Origin of the sequence: Paenibacillus illinoisensis NBRC 15959 (assembly GCF_004000925.1) — a bacterium.
GTDB classification, from domain to species: Bacteria; Bacillota; Bacilli; order Paenibacillales; family Paenibacillaceae; genus Paenibacillus; species Paenibacillus illinoisensis.
The window spans coordinates 185060-200043 of sequence record NZ_BIME01000008.1 but is presented as its reverse complement, the minus strand read 5'-3'; the positions used below and the strand labels follow the sequence as shown (position 1 = coordinate 200043).

The window sequence follows — 14984 nt, the reverse complement described above, 5'->3', positions numbered from 1 at the left end:
CCGCCTTCATCGTGTATTGGAACCTTTCCGGCGCGCCCGGCGCCTTGACTTGGCAGGCGTACGCTTGCGTGCCGTTGGTTTCGCCCTGTACAGATGCTTTCTCTTTTTATGGGTTACCTTCCGGATTCGCTTTTTTGCTCTTGTTTTCCGTTTGCCAATTCGGCTGGCTGTAAGCTTTTGAACCACATCAGCGGGGACAGGATTGCCTATAGCAATCGGCGGAAGTGGAGAGATTGGCAATGCCTGGATAACCGACAGCGGGAACAGAAGTGCTCTGACTGCCCCGGGGTCTAGAGCGAGTACGGTACGCAATCCGCCTTCTCCCCAGGTATACACCGGGCCATTCGGTGCCTGAATGTAAGGGAACCAACCAGGGTACCGCAGCAACCACTGTGTCACCATCGTATGCATGCCAGCTCTGTAGGTTTCAATTCCGTACAATCGTTCCGCTTCTGCCCGGCCTCGCCAGGCAATATCGGACGCCATCTCCGTGTCGTTCAGAAGGGTCGTGGCCAAAACGGCAAGTGCATTGCTGTCTCCCGGAGGAGCTAGAAATTGGCCGCTGCCCACCCCTTCCAGCAGCTCCGACAGGCCGCCCTGGGCAAAAGCAATAACCGGTTTAGCAAAATACACACCCTCCAGCGCAGTCATGCCAAAGCCTTCCTTGACCATGCTCGGAATAACCACCATATCCATTGCCGTATAGGCAAGAGAGACATTTTCCTCAAATGTCGTAAAGGTAAATCTGCGGGCATATCCTGACTTTTTCACCCGTGCTACGCATTCGTCATAGTACTTTTTGTCTGCTGGCGCACCAATGATCCAGTACCTGGCTTTCGAGTGGGTTTCGCAGAGCTGCAGAGCCATGTCAATAAAAGGTCTCAGCCCTTTGGCATCATATATAAAAGAAGAGATATAGCCGATACAGACATGCGAGTTCCTGAAACCGAGCTCCTTGCGCTTGCGCTCACGCAAATGAAGCCAGCGGTCCGGGGCAGGCAGTGCCGGGTCCCAGGTTGGTGGAAGAACCGACAGCTTCCCGCTCATGCCCGCATGTTTAAACGGGGCCGCAGCCGTCTCAGATATGCCGATAATCCAGTCCGAATACCGGTCTATCATCTGCACGGCCTCGTCTGTATGAGCATTGATCTGAATAATCTCCGTGATCTTCCAAATAACCGGAATCTGCAGCGATTTGGCTGCAACGGCAGGCAGCACATTCACACAGGTATTCGTCAATACCAGCGCAGGAGAAGTTTCCCTGATGAGGGAAACCACGTCCTGATAAGCTGGTGTGTAGCGAAGCTGTTCTGCATCATTGGCAATGCCCTGGTAGGGTGTGTACACACCGTGAAGCAGCGGCAGAGAGCATATTTTGACCTGGATGCCGAATCTCCGCGCAAGTCCGGCGAGCTTGCCTTCCTGCGGGGCAACAAGCACACAGTCGAAGATGGAGCCCATTTCCCGCATAAAATGGAGCAGCAGCTTCTCCGCCCCTGTAATACTCCGGGTATTGCATACATGGGAAAACAACATGAGTTTCGGTTTAGTCGCCATGGCTGCACGGACCACTGCATGAAATGTCATGCAGGTCTGTGCACACCTCCTCCCGACCGGAAATTAAGGGAATATGATCGTCAGCAATTCGTTAATCCTTCTGCCATACGTGTGATCCTTGAGGGTCCGCTCCAATCCGCGAAGGGCGATTTCACGACGCTCCTTCTCGTGAGTAAGATAGTATTCAACCTTATCGAGCAGCTCTTGGGGAGAAGAATACGTTTCGATCTCCACGCCCGGTTTATAGAACCGTGCCAGGTCGTCACGCGCATCTGTCAGCTGCAGTGTTGCGGAAGCCGAGATTTCAAATGTTCTTGGATTCGGTGATGCTGGCGGTATTTTGAGATGGTTGTTATTGACGGAATCGTCTTCGTGGGAACGGTGCAGGTTAATGACGATTTTGGTGCCGTTATATACATCATTGGTTTCCTGTGGACTCATCCAGCGTCCGTGCTCAATCTTCTCGCCATAGGCTTCATAGTCCGGCAGACGGTCCCACCAGATGCCATTAAACACGGTATTGTGTGACATGATCTGTGCCATGATTGGATTGAAGAAGTAGACCCGGTTCCAGTAGGCAGATCCGATAAAACTGACGTCCCGGTGCAGAGGGGATGGCGTTGTAATCGGGAAGTAATGATTGGTGAATGCCGCAAACGGCAAGTAGTGCACAGACGCGCATCCGCTCTGGCGGTACAGTTCTACACAGTTTAACTCCAGTGTGAAGATATGATCGAAATGGTGGACACGCTCCATCGTCATATCCGTGTAGTACGGATCATCCGTCAGCCAGATTGCGGTCGGAATGCCAGCCTGCCGAATCGCATCGACATGCTCAAGCGGAATATCCATGCCATCCAGGACAAGCACCAGATCGGGGCGATTTTGCAGCGCAATCTCGGAAACCGGCTGCCGTGGATCAGTCAGAGTCACCTGAGCAACCATGCCTTGCAGGGTGGCCATAATCGCCTCATCCAGCGGTGAATAGGGGAAGCCTTTACCCGAAGAGACGTACAGGACGTGGATCTGCCGGAAAGGCAGCGGTTCCTGTGCACAATTGACAATATAGTTGGCCCGCCCGCGCAGGTATCCTTCTTCCTTGCCTGCATCGTATCCGGCATGCTGCCCGTTTTTGCGGGCCTGCTCAGCCAGGCTGAGCACTGGCGTATGATAATTCCTCTTCTTACGGTGTTTGATAGACATACCGCCACTCCTTCTGTTTGAAATAACATTCGCTGTATTGCTGGCTTGCTGTTCTACACATGTTCCAGCAGCTGGGCGATTCGGCGGGCAAACGTATGCTGGTTCAACGTGGTCAACAGCCCCCGCCAAGCCATGGCCTGCCGTTCTTGCTCATGCTTCAGGTAATATTTGATTTTGCTCTCCAGTTCGGCTGCTGTCGTAAACGTCTCAATGTCATAACCCGGCTGGTAAAAGCGGGGCAAGTCACCTCGTGCATCCGTAATCTGCATTGTGCCGCAGGCACTGATCTCATACGTTCTTGGATTAATGGATCGGCCTTCCAGATGATGCGTATTGCGATTGTCCTCGCCATTCTCGCAGGTCCGGTGAACATTAATGACAATCTTGGCGCCGTTGTAATAATTAACAGTTGAGCTTGGATCGATCCATCCCTCATGGATAAAAGGGCCGAGTACATCCGACCGTGTCAGCCGGTGCCACTGGCCGCCGGCAATGAATACTTTTTTGTTTGCCAGAAAAGGGGCCAGTTCATCGAACAGAGCGATCCGGTTCCAGAAGCCAGTGCCGATAAAACAAATATCGTATTGGTGCTGAGGCTCGATGCGACGAGGCTGGAACATGCCGGGATTAACCGCGAGTGGCATATAGATGACTCTACTCGCTCCGTTCCCTCCGTAAAATGGAACCGCAGCTTCTTCATGCGTGAACACCACATCGTAGTGCCTGCAGATGGTCGCCGTATCTTCGGTAAAATAGGGATCATCCACAAACCACACTGCTGTCCGAATACCGAGGGCCCGTATCCCGTCTACCTGCTCCAGGTGATCCGCAGGAAATACGTGCAATCCGTTCATGACCAACACGACATCCGGCCTGTGCTGACTTGCATCCTGCAGCATGGTTGCCGGCGACCCGACAACACATTCACGTACAGACTGCTGCAGAGCTAAGATGACACCTTCATCGATGGCATCAAATCCTTGCGGAATGTACAGTACTTTCATATCCAGCATGGTCGGCTCAAACATCTGAACTCGCCCCATCATGGCCTGACAGCCGCCGAATCTGCGGCCTTCAGCATATCCGCTGCGGTAAGCTATCTTCGCTTCCGGGAGCGATCGGTGTCGTTTTTTTGCCACATCCTTCACCCTGTCTTCCTTTCAGGAGATTCCGTATCCGTTTCTCCTCGAGATTGGTCTTCCCTCTAAAGGATATGCCCCGGGGTCAGATGCATCATGGACGGGTGTCCTGCAAGGCGCAAAATTGGCGTCTGCCCTCCACATTGGCCTGTACGGGCATGTCCGCTTCTGCGGCCATGCAAATCACCCGGAGGGAACTATCCCCCCGGGTGATCATAAGTGCTGGACCTGCAGCAATCCGACTGCCGCTAATCAGGCCTATTCGGTTATTGTGCCTTGTACGCCAGCTGATGTCCGTCCTCGAAACCCTTGGCGAAACCCGCGTTGAATCCCTCGTTGTACGCCTCGTTGTAGCCCTGACTGTACGCGTTGTCCGGGTTCGGATCGGTAGGGGTAGCCGGGACGACTGGTTGTACCGGCTTCGGACTCCGGTGCCGCCGTACCGAACGTTTCTTTTTTTTGAGCCACGCACTACGTCCTTTAAGCGTGCGTTTGTGCAGTACACGTTTGCCTTTGATGGCACGCAGCTTACGGATTTTGCGCAGACGGGCACCACGTGCAAGCAAAGCTCTTTTCGTTCTAAGCTTCAACTTTTTCTTTCTCAACATATCAACATTCCTCCTGTATGTCCCGAACGATACGTACCGCATATTCAGGTTCTTTGAGCCACGGCAAGCCGGGCTCCCCTTGCTGAATTCGTGCCAGCCTGATCCCCGTAACCATACGGGACATTTCTTCCTGATACCTGCTCAGCAGACGAATGTTCTCGGCAAGATTGCGGGCAGATACTTCCGAATGAGCGGTTACGCTGGCTACACTGTCCAGAATGCGAGCCAGGGCCTGCTGGCTGTGTGCAATGGATTCAATAAGAGCCAGTTTAACTTCCTGCTCACGCTGCAGCAGACTCATTTTCCCATGTCTCCAAGATCCATGCCGCCAAACATGCCTCCGTCCATCCCGCCTTCTTCAGCACTGTTATCGACCATGACAGCTTTCAAGTTGTTGCAGAGCCCTGTTTCCATCCGGGTTAATCCTTCCAGCATTTCAACCAGTTGATCATGCATTTTCAGCGGTTCTGCCACCTGATCACCGTGGGTTAGAAATGCTTCACCGTTCAGGTGATTCAGCGCCCAATTCCGAACTTTCTCAGCTTCAATCGCCTTGGCTTCCAAAATCAGTGCAATGTTCCATTGCATCTTGGCTGCAGCATCCAGCATCAGAATGAGACTTTGTTCTCTGCTCATGTTCTCTCACCCGCCTTCCGGGCTTATTCTTCCTCTTGACCTGCCATCTCCCGCATGACCTGGGTCAGCGTTTCGGCAACAGCTTCTTCCAGATCCGCAAGGCCCCCCAAATAGGAGATGATGCTTTTGTTGATTTGTCCAGAGCTATCCAGCAGACCCTCGACGCCATCTAGCTCCGGTTCGATATCCGGCAAATGATTAATAATTTCAGACATCCGCACAGCGACTTGACGTTTGGCATCCAATACTCGTGCAAGCTGCTGGTGTGAGTGTGCAATATGTGTGAGTATTTCATCAACTTTGCTCTGCATGGTCCTCCTCCTTACCGTCACGGCCTGCTTCACCCATAGAAAAACCCGGCCTATCAGCATTTGCCTGCTACAGCATATGCCGGGCCGGGATCGTCAGTTACTCCAGCTTGCGCCTATATCGTCAAATGACATAACTCCAATCAGAGGAGTATCGGCTCAGGAATTGGCGGGTTCGTTCCTGCTTGGGCCGTAAAAAGATTTCCTCAGGTGTTCCTTGCTCCACGACATGCCCCCCATCCATGAAGATAACCCGATTCGCCACTTCACGGGCAAAACCCATTTCATGGGTAACAACGATCATGGTGATGCCCTCCTGGGCAATCGAACGAATGACCGATAATACCTCTCCGACCAGCTCTGGATCCAGGGCAGAAGTCGGTTCATCGAACAGGATGACCTCCGGATTCAGTGCCAGAGCACGGGCAATGCCGACCCGCTGCTGCTGTCCGCCAGACAGCATGCTTGGATACTCATTGATTTTGGCAGAAAGCCCTACTTGTTCAAGAACACGCAGGGCACGTGCACGGGCATCCGCCTTAGACATCTTCTGTGCCACTATTAGCCCTTCCGTGACGTTATCCAGCACCGTTTTGTGTTTGAACAAATTGTAATGCTGAAAAACCATGGCCGTTTTCCGTCTGATCTGCACGATATCGTGTTTGCGCGCATGTTTGCAGTCCACGCCCAATCCGCTGATCTGGACCTTTCCTTCATCCGCACGTTCCAGGAAGTTCACACAGCGCAGCAATGTTGTTTTGCCTGACCCGCTGGGTCCAAGAATGGCGACCACGTCCCCCTGTTCTACCGTCAGATCAATGCCTTTCAGCACTTCCTGCTTGCCAAAAGACTTGTAGATATTGCTTAGTGTAATCATGAAACCCCTCCTTTGCTATACAAGGCAACCCGACGTTCCAACAGAGCCGTAATCCGTTCGGCGATGATTGTCAGGCCCCAATAGATCACTGCCGCTGCAATGAAAGCCTCCAGAAATTTCAAACTGACGGATGCAACGACATCTGCCTTTCCGAGAATATCCATCTGTGAAACCGTGAAGGCCAGGGTCGATCCATGGAGAAATCCGACAAACATGCTGCACAGATTGGGCAATACAGCACCGATGGCCTGAGGGAGAATGATGCGCCGCAAGGCCTGTGAGGTACTCATGCCTACGGCATGCGCAGCCTCCATCTGTCCACGGTCCACAGCCAGAATACCCGAACGGATAATCTCGGACATATATGCTCCGGCAGTCAGGGAGAAGGCAATCAACACAAACACCAGAATAGGTATGGAAGCCGATTGAAAAGCCCATCCGTACCGTTCCGAGAGTTTATCAATTATCATCGGTATACCGTAATAGATCAGAAATAGATGCATTAGCATCGGCGTACCGCGCAGAAAGGAAACGTAGAAGGCGGCCAACCGGTGAATCCATGGCACCTGATAGATTCGAATCAGCGCAGTGGCAAGACCAATCCCGAAACCTGCTATCAGCGGCACAATCGTGATCACGAGTGTCAGTGGCAATGCCGTTAGAATTTTGAAAAAAGACGTATAAATAAACTGGAGATCAATGGACATATGCTCACCCCGCTATTCGTTTCAGTCGTTCAGCTCTGACCGCTGGCTTAGGCATGGTGCTTTTGCGTTCATGACGCTGCAGTCTGCGTTCAGCAAGAGCAAACCCTTTTTCAAGGACAATAACAATGACATAATAAACAACCGACAAGCTGATATACACTTCAAGCGCATGTGACGTTGCCGAGATCAGCGTCTGCCCTCTGCCCACCATATCCATGACACCGATGGAAAAAGCAAGGGACGTGTCCTTAAGCGAACCGATCAGCGTATTCGCCATATTGGGGAAAGCCACAATAAGTGCTTGGGGAACAACAATCCGCCGAAAGGACTGAAACGTAGTCATCCCTGCTGCATAAGCCGCTTCGGTCTGGCCCTTGTCAACACTGCGAACGGCTCCGCGGAAGATCTCCGCAAAGGATGCAGCATCGCTAAGTGCATAGGTCACGATGACAAATACCAGCGGATCGGTTCTGGACAGGTCAATGCCAATTGGCTTAAGCAATTCGGGCAGGCCGTAATAGACCAGAAACAGCTTGATGAGAATCGGTGTGCCGCGCATGAAAGATACATACAGGGTGGCGAGCTGACTCAGTACCGGAATTCGGTAGAGTCTAGGAACTGCCAGCAGCACACCGCCTACCAGACCAAGCACAATGGACCCGCCCAGCACGATCAGAGTTATATGCAGATACCTTAGCAGTTCCGGGATGAAATCCAGAACCAAGGATATATCGAATGCTTTTCCCATTACGGCTTGCACACCTTTCTCACGCTACTCTTCAACCGTATAATCCGCGCCAAGCCACTCTGTGCTCAGCTTGCTTAATGTTCCGTCTTCCTTGATTGATTTGAGAGCTTCATCCACTTTGGCTTTGAGTTCCTGCTCGTCCTTGTTGAGGATGAAATATACTTTGGAATTCGATAAAGCTTCTCCCACCGTTTTTAATTGGGCATCCACAGCCTTATTCTGATAGTCAATGGCGAATTGCGTACTAATTGTTGCATCCACCCGACCTGATTTGATCTGGGTAATCGTGTCTTCACCGGCTCCCGAGTATACGATATCAATGCTGTTGCCATTGTCCGCATTCCACTTCTCAGCCAGCACAGCCGCATTGCTCGTTGCACCCACAATCAGTTTTTTCCCTTTCAGATCGTCAATGGAATTCACATCCTGGTTTTTCTGACTCACGACCACTTTGTTGGGGAAAATATTATAAGCTTCATCATTAAACAGGAACTTCGCCTGTCTCTCTTCATTCACTTCCATCTGGTGAGCGATCAGATCAATCTTTTTCGTCTCCAGGCTGAGCAGCAGGTTTTTGAACTCCATGGTGCTGAACTCAAACTCATACTCGGGCAGCCGTTTATCAATCTCACGAATCAATTCCACATCGTATCCAGTCAATTTGCCATTCTCATCAATGAAGCATACATTCGGAAATTGCGTACCTGTACCTACGATAATCTTCTTCACTGTATCTTGACCGGACGCAGATGTGGTCTCCGCTTCATTTGAAGCATTGCCTGTGCTGCATCCTGCCAGCACCGCGAGCATAGTTACGAACAGCAGCGCTGTCCGAAATTGATGAATCCCCCATTTTTTAGCCATTCCCGATCTCCTCCACAGACTGTGTTACACAGCCAATATAATGTAAACTCCCATTTCTCCAAATTCTTAACTAACCATTCTTACTTGTATAGTCGGAATTAGGTTGATCAAAGAATATCACCCTGGGTTATCCTGAGGCAATACGAAGGCTAATAGGACATCCTGATAATGTTATAGAACTTCTCTATCCGGACATTGCCTATGAAATCCATATATCAAAAAAAGCCCCTCCCCGATCGGTCTGGCGGAGAAAAGGCTTCTTCGATTCGTGATGTTATCTATCTGCGACTGGCCCATTTAATTTTACGTGCGACTTCCAGCCGCTGGGATTGCAGGAGGCCAATTCGTTCTTTGCATTTGTCGCGTTCATCCTGGGTGTGTGCTGCATGCAACTGGTTGCACAGCCCCGTCAGCTTACTGTTGATATAATCCAGCCGTGTCCATAATTCCTCTTCTGGTGTCCGCTGCTGCTCCGCTGCCGGCTGAAATATTTTGAGCTGGTGGATAAGGGACTGCTGCCATTCCTGATCCTGAATTTGGATGGCAAAATGCAAAAGATCCAGATAATCGTCGATTTGCAACGATACGCCGCAATCAGGTTTAGTATTCATTGTCGTCTCTCTCCTTATTTCAGTGCTTGGCTGGAATCAGTTACTTCTATTTTACAGGAAAAGGGCTGCTTTAGGCGAGGGTTGAAAGTACGAAATTTGGAAATTTTTTCGGTTTTTTTGTGCATAAAAGTTTTCTATTTAACATATAGATCGTTCGGATTGGAGCATACAGCATAAAACCCGCTCCAAGGAGCATTCCTTGTGCGGGTCTTCATCATTTAATCCCTACTGTATCTGCCTTGCGTCGTTCAAGCCTTTTCCTGGTTTGGCTGCCTCGTTAGAAGCAGCATGACAAATGAGATGATAATGATGGAAACGGTCCATGCCCATGCCATGGTCTGATTACCGGAATCCACTGCAACATAGATAGCTGTAGGTACGGTTTGGGTTTTGCCAGGAATATTTCCAGCGATCATCAGTGTTGCCCCGAATTCCCCCAGTGCACGAGCGAATCCTAATATAAAAGCAGTCATCAATGCACGTCCTGCAAGCGGCAGCGAAATGTAGCGAAACACCTGCCACTCATTCGCCCCGATCGACCTGCCCGCATCCTCCAGATCCTTATCAATACCGCTGAAACCGGACTTCATGGTCTGATAAATGAGCGGGAAGGCTACAACCACCGAGGCAATCACCGCCGCCCACCAGGAGAAGATGACCGGTGCCGAGAAGATAGCTTCAATCCATTGTCCCAGCAGACTTTTGCGGCCCAGCAAAACGAGCAGCAGAAAGCCAACGACGGTCGGTGGAAGCACCAGCGGCAGCATGAACACGGTTTCCAGCACAATTTTGCCGCGAAAAGAGCGGTGTGACATCTGCCAGGCTACCGCAATGCCAAGCACGCCTGCAATGATGCTGGACAACAGAGCAACCTGAAGAGATAGGCGCACAGGTGACCAGAACGCTGACCAGTCGATCTCCGTACCAATCATTTCGGAACAGAGAATCCGTATTTCGCAAAAACATCCAGCACTTCAGGGGTTTGCAAATACGCGTAAAATTGTTCTGCTTCTGTCCGGTGTTTCGTGCCCTCAATAATGCCTACAGGATAATTGGCCGGTGTATATCTGTTCTTGTCCACCTCAAATGCAATTTTCACCTGATCCGAGGTCAGTGCATCCGTTTTGTACACAAATCCCGCGTCTGCGTTCCCAGTCTCTACATACTGCAGAACCTGTCTGACATCCTTGCCCTGCACAAGCTTGCTTTCGAGCTGATCCCACAGCTTGGCATTCGTCAGTGCTTCCTTCGCATACGTTCCTGCGGGGACACTTTCCGGAATTCCGATAGCTACGGTTTTAACAGTATCAGCTGTCAGATCCTGCTCGCTCGATACCGCATTTTCACTACCTGCTGGAACGATGGCAACAAGGGAGTTTTGCAGCAAATTTTTCTGATCAGAGGGTGCAATCAGGTTCTCGTCCACCAAAGCGTTCATGTTCTTCGTTGCCGCCGATACAAAGATATCAGCAGGTGCACCCTGTTCAATCTGCTGCTGCAGTGCCCCCGATGCCCCGAAGTTAAAGTTGAGTTCAACAGAAGGGTGGGCAAGCTCATAGCCTGTTTCGATTTCTTTCATCGCATCGGTCAGACTGGCTGCTGCGGAGATGGTTAATTCTACGGTTTCCTGCGGCTCTGTATTCTCTGCTGAATTGACATCTCCTGATGTCGCAGGTGCCGAGGACACCGGCTCAACTGCTGTCGATGAATCCGCACTGTCCGCACCAGCACCACAACCCGCCAATACAAGTGCCATCCCTAGAGACATGCTCCCCAGTATGTATCCTATTCTTTTTCTCAATTCTTCTCCCCCTGATCCTTCTACACGTTATGTTTAGTTATATCTAGTTATAATTAATTATATTTCATTATACATAAGATCGGTCAAATGGAAAGGTCTTGTTTCTGCACTCCAGCAGTTAATGGTATAGTACAAGAGACTGTTTCAAACCTTTCAGCAAACTACACATGATGTTGATGAACTTAACCATATATGCTTTTGCCATCCTGAAGGAGGATCTTCACACATGACAGAGGAGCAATCCTATACGACCGAAGAAATATCCAAACTGCTCAAAATATCCAAACTAACCGTGTATGACCTGATTAAAAAAGGAGACCTTGTCGCTTATCGCGTCGGCAAACAAATGAGGATTGATGCCACCGACCTGGAAGCATATAAGCGGCGTGCCAAGCAGCTGCAGTCCTCAGCCGGGCCGCTATCCGCTTCGAGTCAATCCTCGGGAACAGCGCCAGTAATGGATAGTGCTGATGCAAGCAAATCTCTGGCTGCACCTGTTGATGACTATTCCAATGCCCCAGCCAGACCTCCGGTATCCGAAGCATCCCGCATCGTACGTGGGGAGTCTCCTGCCCCCCATGCAGCGCGGCATGTCGTCATTACCGGGCAGGATGTGAGCCTGGATATTCTCATGCGCCATATGGAGAAACAAACGCGGGACATTCGTCCATTGCGTTCTTTCATGGGCAGCCTGGACGGGCTCATCTCCATGTACCGCGGTGAGTCTGACCTGGTCAGCACTCATCTGCTCGATGGAGATACGGGCGAATATAATTTACCCTACATCCGAAAAATTCTGATTGGCTGGTCCTACGTCGTTGTAAACCTGCTCTCAAGACCAGCAGGATTGTATGTACAGCGCGGTAACCCGCGCGGCTTACAAGGCTGGGTAGACCTGGATCAGCCTGATCTGCGACTCGCCAACCGCGAGAAAGGTTCCGGGGCGCGTGTCCTGCTCGATGAGCAGCTGCGTTTGCACGGGATTCCTTCCTCCCGCCTGATTGGTTATAACCTGGAAGAAACCAGTCATATGGGTGTTGCCGCCAAAGTCAGTTCCGGTGAAGCGGATGTGGGCATTGGCATTGAAAAGGCTGCACGTCTTGTCGGTCAGGTTGATTTCATTCCACTGACTCAGGAGCGCTATGATCTGGTTATGTTAAAGAAACCGGGCAATGAGATGTGGACCGATTCGGTCCTGCGCATTCTTCAATCTTCGGAGTTCAGACAGGAACTGCAATCCTTCGAAGGCTATGATGTTTCCCGTACAGGTGAGATTTTGTACGAAATATAATGTGACTTCATGTACAAGTTTGCCAAAACCCACACTTATGCTCCCATACGTCAACACTGTACAGCCCGTTAGTTAAAGAAAGCAGCTGATCACATGATCAGCTGCTTTCTTAGATTTATTGAGCTATCGTTTCCCGTTAGCCTGAACACCCTAATTAGAGCGTCTCAACCAATTTCTGAATCTTTAAATATACAGGACCCAATATTTCTATTTTGCCGTCCTTTACACGTATAGCGCTTTCCTGTTCTGCCGCATACACATCAATCTCTTCAGACAAAAGGAACAGGTAGAGATTCATAGGCAAATTGATCAAAGTCAATACCATCATAAATCGTAGTTGTTTCAACATCATTGCCAATATTTGTGCAAGCTTAACCATTGGGCAGCCATGTTTAACGAGCCAGCACTAGCATCCAGTATAACGGCACTGCTATTCTAAATCACATCCGATAATTCATAGTCCATTAAAAAGTCTTTTTGCAAAACCGGATAGCCGCCGCATTGAAAAATGACTGAAGCGTTGTAAATGAATCGCTGGGTATCTTCCTTCTGCATGCGTCTGGTTCATTCATATTTTGCCCGCGTTCTAAAATCTTTGCTTATCTCGATTAACTTTCATAAACATTTAGTATCGAATCTATTAAGCCAGGGAAGCGTTCATTCAGGTCTTCTGTTCGAAGTGACAACAAACGTTTGGTTCCTTCAAAACGAGTATAAATAATTCCAGATTCCCGAAGTGTCCGGATGTGTTGTGACCTTGTAGAATTCGCAATGGGAACATCAAAATTCTTACAAGCCTGCTCTCCACTCCTATGCATTTGTGCCACCATGTGAAGACGAATTGGATCACTGAGTGCATGCAGAACTGCTGGTAACATGAAGTCTTTACGATCAGGATGATGTAGTGATTTCATAGAATTTCCCCCATTATATTCCTATATCTTATTTATTATTAGCTGATGTGAGCCTACACTTTAAGCTTATCTCCAAAAACAAATTCATGTTGTATTTTACAATACTGCGTTATATACTTCAATTGTTCGCTATTTTACGAACAATAAAATAATATGTATACATATTTAATACAATCAGAAGGAGAGATCGTATGAGTTCAGAAAAAAATTCCTCGGTAGTTCAATCCGAGCAGCCACTTTTAGCCCGAGAAGGCTTTACCATTGTTGCCATATGTATTGCTATTGTATTGGCACTTATGAATACATCCATGTTTAATTTGGCGCTGCCTAATATTATCTCGGATTTCAATATTTCCTCGTCCACAGCTTCCTGGATTGTGTCTGGATATTCCATAATGTTTGCTGTTTCTTCGATCACATTCAGTCGTTTATCTGATTTCATACCACTCAGACGGCTGCTGAATATTGGAGTCGTCGCTTTAGGACTGGCTAGCTTAATCGGATTCTTTAGTGATAGCTTTGTTGTATTGCTTCTATGTCGGATTGTGCAGGCAGCAGGTGCGGGCGGTATTATTTCCCTGTCTATGGTGCTATATACGCGTTATATTCCTATAGAACGTCGTGGTGCTGCTATGGCCATCAATATGTCTGCTGTATCACTAGGACTTGGTGCAGGACCAGTTGTCGGCGGAGCAATTGTCGAAAATTTGGGATGGCACTGGTTGTTTATTCTAACTTCATTCGTCTTGCTGCTGCTTCCATTATTTCTTACGTTGCTTCCAAAAGAGTTACCACAGGCAGGTTCCTTTGATCTGATCGGTGGGATATTGCTCGCTTTAGGTACGACTTCATTACTTCTGTTCACGACTAACCAGAAGGGGATTATGCTGATTGCTGGACTCGTTGCTTTGACACTCTTTGTTGTGCGAATTCGTAAAACCCCGGAGCCATTTGTACTCCCGTCGCTGTTTGCAAACCGCCCATTTTTAATACTCGTTTTACTAGGAATGACAGGTTATATATGTAATTTTTCTACTTTGTTTCTCTTGCCTCAGATCTTAACTCAGAATTTCAACTTTACACCCGGAAATGCGGGATTAATCATTTTTCCTGGTTCGTTACTTGCTATCCTCGCTTCACGCCAAGTGGGTCGAGTAATTGACCGTTACGGAAATCGTACCTTTTTGAAGTATGGACCTATATTGTTGTTAATTTCTACGATTCTCTTCGCTTTATTGATTGGACACTCTTGGATAGGAGCAATGATTACCTATATGATTCTTAGTCTGGCATTTACAGCACTCTCTAGCTGTTTATCCAACGAAATCTCACGTGTACTAGACAGGAAGTATATAGGTTCAGGAATGGGTTTATATCAACTTCTTCAGTTTTTCAGTGGAGCCTTTGGGGTCGCCATAGTTGCCATTGCTTTAGAAAAACAGCAACAACTCACCTTGGCCACAGCATATACGAATATTTACTGGGGCTTATGTGTGTTAGCAGTCGTTGGTGTTGTTTCTGCTTTCATCTATAGAAAAAGCGGAAGTTTTACACAACCAAACTGAGGCCGCCACATACAATTTCATTGAATATCGTTGTATAAAAAAAGGAGCCGATCATATTGATCGGCTCCTTTTCCTCCCATTTTTCAACTAACGTTTCCCGTTAGCGCAACGACTTACTCTGTTGAATTTCGTGTTTCTCAACATAAAGCGGCATC

17 protein-coding genes are annotated in these 14984 nt (G+C 49.0%); 2 read left to right on the top strand and 15 right to left on the bottom strand.

Annotation, left to right across the window (positions count from 1 at the left end; genetic code table 11):
• Window positions 1-6 precede the first annotated feature (6 nt).
• The 14 genes from PIL01S_RS19755 to modA all read right to left on the bottom strand — a co-directional run bounded on the left by PIL01S_RS19755 (window position 7) and on the right by modA (window position 11026).
• Window positions 7-1587: a glycosyltransferase gene (locus tag PIL01S_RS19755; protein WP_246058490.1), complete on the bottom strand. Its 1581-nt coding sequence runs from the start codon at window positions 1585-1587 to the stop codon at window positions 7-9.
• 33 nt (window positions 1588-1620) lie between these two features.
• Window positions 1621-2760 (bottom strand): CgeB family protein, encoded by a 1140-nt coding sequence (locus PIL01S_RS19750; protein ID WP_246058489.1) that lies wholly within the window; start codon window positions 2758-2760, stop codon window positions 1621-1623.
• 53 nt (window positions 2761-2813) lie between these two features.
• Window positions 2814-3908: a CgeB family protein gene (locus PIL01S_RS19745; RefSeq protein WP_246058488.1), complete on the bottom strand. Its 1095-nt coding sequence runs from the start codon at window positions 3906-3908 to the stop codon at window positions 2814-2816.
• A 257-nt stretch (window positions 3909-4165) separates the two neighbouring features.
• Complete coding sequence (locus PIL01S_RS19740; protein WP_095291948.1) at window positions 4166-4507, bottom strand: FliH/SctL family protein; 342 nt, start codon at window positions 4505-4507, stop codon at window positions 4166-4168.
• Window position 4508: 1 nt separating this feature from the next.
• Entirely contained in the window at window positions 4509-4808 is a 300-nt protein-coding gene (locus tag PIL01S_RS19735) for a hypothetical protein (RefSeq protein ID WP_095291950.1), read from the bottom strand.
• On the bottom strand, window positions 4805-5143 hold the full coding sequence (locus tag PIL01S_RS19730) for a restriction endonuclease subunit S (RefSeq protein WP_095291951.1): 339 nt from the start codon (window positions 5141-5143) through the stop codon (window positions 4805-4807). Before PIL01S_RS19730 ends, PIL01S_RS19735 begins: the two co-directional genes overlap by 4 nt.
• A 23-nt stretch (window positions 5144-5166) precedes the next feature.
• Window positions 5167-5454, bottom strand: coding sequence for a nucleoside-diphosphate sugar epimerase (locus PIL01S_RS19725; RefSeq protein WP_095291953.1), 288 nt, complete (start codon window positions 5452-5454; stop codon window positions 5167-5169).
• Between the two features lie 121 nt (window positions 5455-5575).
• Complete coding sequence (locus PIL01S_RS19720; protein WP_127538994.1) at window positions 5576-6328, bottom strand: amino acid ABC transporter ATP-binding protein; 753 nt, start codon at window positions 6326-6328, stop codon at window positions 5576-5578.
• Window positions 6325-7035 carry an amino acid ABC transporter permease gene (locus tag PIL01S_RS19715; RefSeq protein WP_127538993.1) on the bottom strand — a complete coding sequence of 237 codons (711 nt, stop codon included), beginning with the start codon at window positions 7033-7035 and terminating at the stop codon, window positions 6325-6327. The genes PIL01S_RS19720 and PIL01S_RS19715 overlap by 4 nt, the downstream gene beginning before the upstream one ends.
• A 4-nt stretch (window positions 7036-7039) precedes the next feature.
• The gene (locus PIL01S_RS19710) at window positions 7040-7783 is read right to left on the bottom strand and encodes an amino acid ABC transporter permease (protein ID WP_095361342.1); all 744 of its coding nucleotides are present in this window, start codon (window positions 7781-7783) and stop codon (window positions 7040-7042) included.
• Between the two features lie 24 nt (window positions 7784-7807).
• The gene (locus tag PIL01S_RS19705) at window positions 7808-8647 is read right to left on the bottom strand and encodes a transporter substrate-binding domain-containing protein (RefSeq protein ID WP_127538992.1); all 840 of its coding nucleotides are present in this window, start codon (window positions 8645-8647) and stop codon (window positions 7808-7810) included.
• 278 nt (window positions 8648-8925) lie between these two features.
• Window positions 8926-9258, bottom strand: coding sequence for a hypothetical protein (locus PIL01S_RS19700; protein ID WP_095291961.1), 333 nt, complete (start codon window positions 9256-9258; stop codon window positions 8926-8928).
• 248 nt (window positions 9259-9506) lie between these two features.
• Window positions 9507-10190 carry a molybdate ABC transporter permease subunit gene (modB, locus tag PIL01S_RS19695; RefSeq protein WP_127538991.1) on the bottom strand — a complete coding sequence of 228 codons (684 nt, stop codon included), beginning with the start codon at window positions 10188-10190 and terminating at the stop codon, window positions 9507-9509.
• Window positions 10187-11026, bottom strand: coding sequence for a molybdate ABC transporter substrate-binding protein (gene modA / locus PIL01S_RS19690; protein WP_127539050.1), 840 nt, complete (start codon window positions 11024-11026; stop codon window positions 10187-10189). The genes modB and modA overlap by 4 nt, the downstream gene beginning before the upstream one ends.
• Before the next feature lie 259 nt (window positions 11027-11285).
• Here modA and PIL01S_RS19685 point away from each other — a divergent pair, with 259 nt between their 5' ends.
• The gene (locus PIL01S_RS19685; protein WP_127538990.1) at window positions 11286-12350 is read left to right on the top strand and encodes a substrate-binding domain-containing protein; all 1065 of its coding nucleotides are present in this window, start codon (window positions 11286-11288) and stop codon (window positions 12348-12350) included.
• A 608-nt stretch (window positions 12351-12958) separates the two neighbouring features.
• On the opposite strand, the gene PIL01S_RS19675 is transcribed toward PIL01S_RS19685, so the two are convergent.
• Window positions 12959-13264, bottom strand: a complete 306-nt coding sequence (locus PIL01S_RS19675; RefSeq protein ID WP_127538989.1) for an ArsR/SmtB family transcription factor — start codon at window positions 13262-13264, stop codon at window positions 12959-12961.
• Between the two features lie 191 nt (window positions 13265-13455).
• On the opposite strand from PIL01S_RS19675, the gene PIL01S_RS19670 reads away from it, so the two are divergent.
• On the top strand, window positions 13456-14829 hold the full coding sequence (locus PIL01S_RS19670; protein ID WP_127538988.1) for an MFS transporter: 1374 nt from the start codon (window positions 13456-13458) through the stop codon (window positions 14827-14829).
• The last annotated feature ends 155 nt before the right edge of the window (window positions 14830-14984 follow it).

Coding starts and splice junctions, on each gene's coding strand:
- PIL01S_RS19755 (WP_246058490.1), bottom strand. CDS start 1,587: ATGACATTTCATGCAGTGGTCCGTGCAGCCATGGCGACTAAACCGAAA.
- PIL01S_RS19750 (WP_246058489.1), bottom strand. CDS start 2,760: ATGTCTATCAAACACCGTAAGAAGAGGAATTATCATACGCCAGTGCTC.
- PIL01S_RS19740 (WP_095291948.1), bottom strand. CDS start 4,507: ATGTTGAGAAAGAAAAAGTTGAAGCTTAGAACGAAAAGAGCTTTGCTT.
- PIL01S_RS19735 (WP_095291950.1), bottom strand. CDS start 4,808: ATGAGTCTGCTGCAGCGTGAGCAGGAAGTTAAACTGGCTCTTATTGAA.
- PIL01S_RS19730 (WP_095291951.1), bottom strand. CDS start 5,143: ATGAGCAGAGAACAAAGTCTCATTCTGATGCTGGATGCTGCAGCCAAG.
- PIL01S_RS19725 (WP_095291953.1), bottom strand. CDS start 5,454: ATGCAGAGCAAAGTTGATGAAATACTCACACATATTGCACACTCACAC.
- PIL01S_RS19720 (WP_127538994.1), bottom strand. CDS start 6,328: ATGATTACACTAAGCAATATCTACAAGTCTTTTGGCAAGCAGGAAGTG.
- PIL01S_RS19715 (WP_127538993.1), bottom strand. CDS start 7,035: ATGTCCATTGATCTCCAGTTTATTTATACGTCTTTTTTCAAAATTCTA.
- PIL01S_RS19710 (WP_095361342.1), bottom strand. CDS start 7,783: ATGGGAAAAGCATTCGATATATCCTTGGTTCTGGATTTCATCCCGGAA.
- PIL01S_RS19705 (WP_127538992.1), bottom strand. CDS start 8,647: ATGGCTAAAAAATGGGGGATTCATCAATTTCGGACAGCGCTGCTGTTC.
- PIL01S_RS19700 (WP_095291961.1), bottom strand. CDS start 9,258: ATGAATACTAAACCTGATTGCGGCGTATCGTTGCAAATCGACGATTAT.
- modB (WP_127538991.1), bottom strand. CDS start 10,190: ATGATTGGTACGGAGATCGACTGGTCAGCGTTCTGGTCACCTGTGCGC.
- modA (WP_127539050.1), bottom strand. CDS start 11,026: ATGTCTCTAGGGATGGCACTTGTATTGGCGGGTTGTGGTGCTGGTGCG.
- PIL01S_RS19685 (WP_127538990.1), top strand. CDS start 11,286: ATGACAGAGGAGCAATCCTATACGACCGAAGAAATATCCAAACTGCTC.
- PIL01S_RS19675 (WP_127538989.1), bottom strand. CDS start 13,264: ATGAAATCACTACATCATCCTGATCGTAAAGACTTCATGTTACCAGCA.
- PIL01S_RS19670 (WP_127538988.1), top strand. CDS start 13,456: ATGAGTTCAGAAAAAAATTCCTCGGTAGTTCAATCCGAGCAGCCACTT.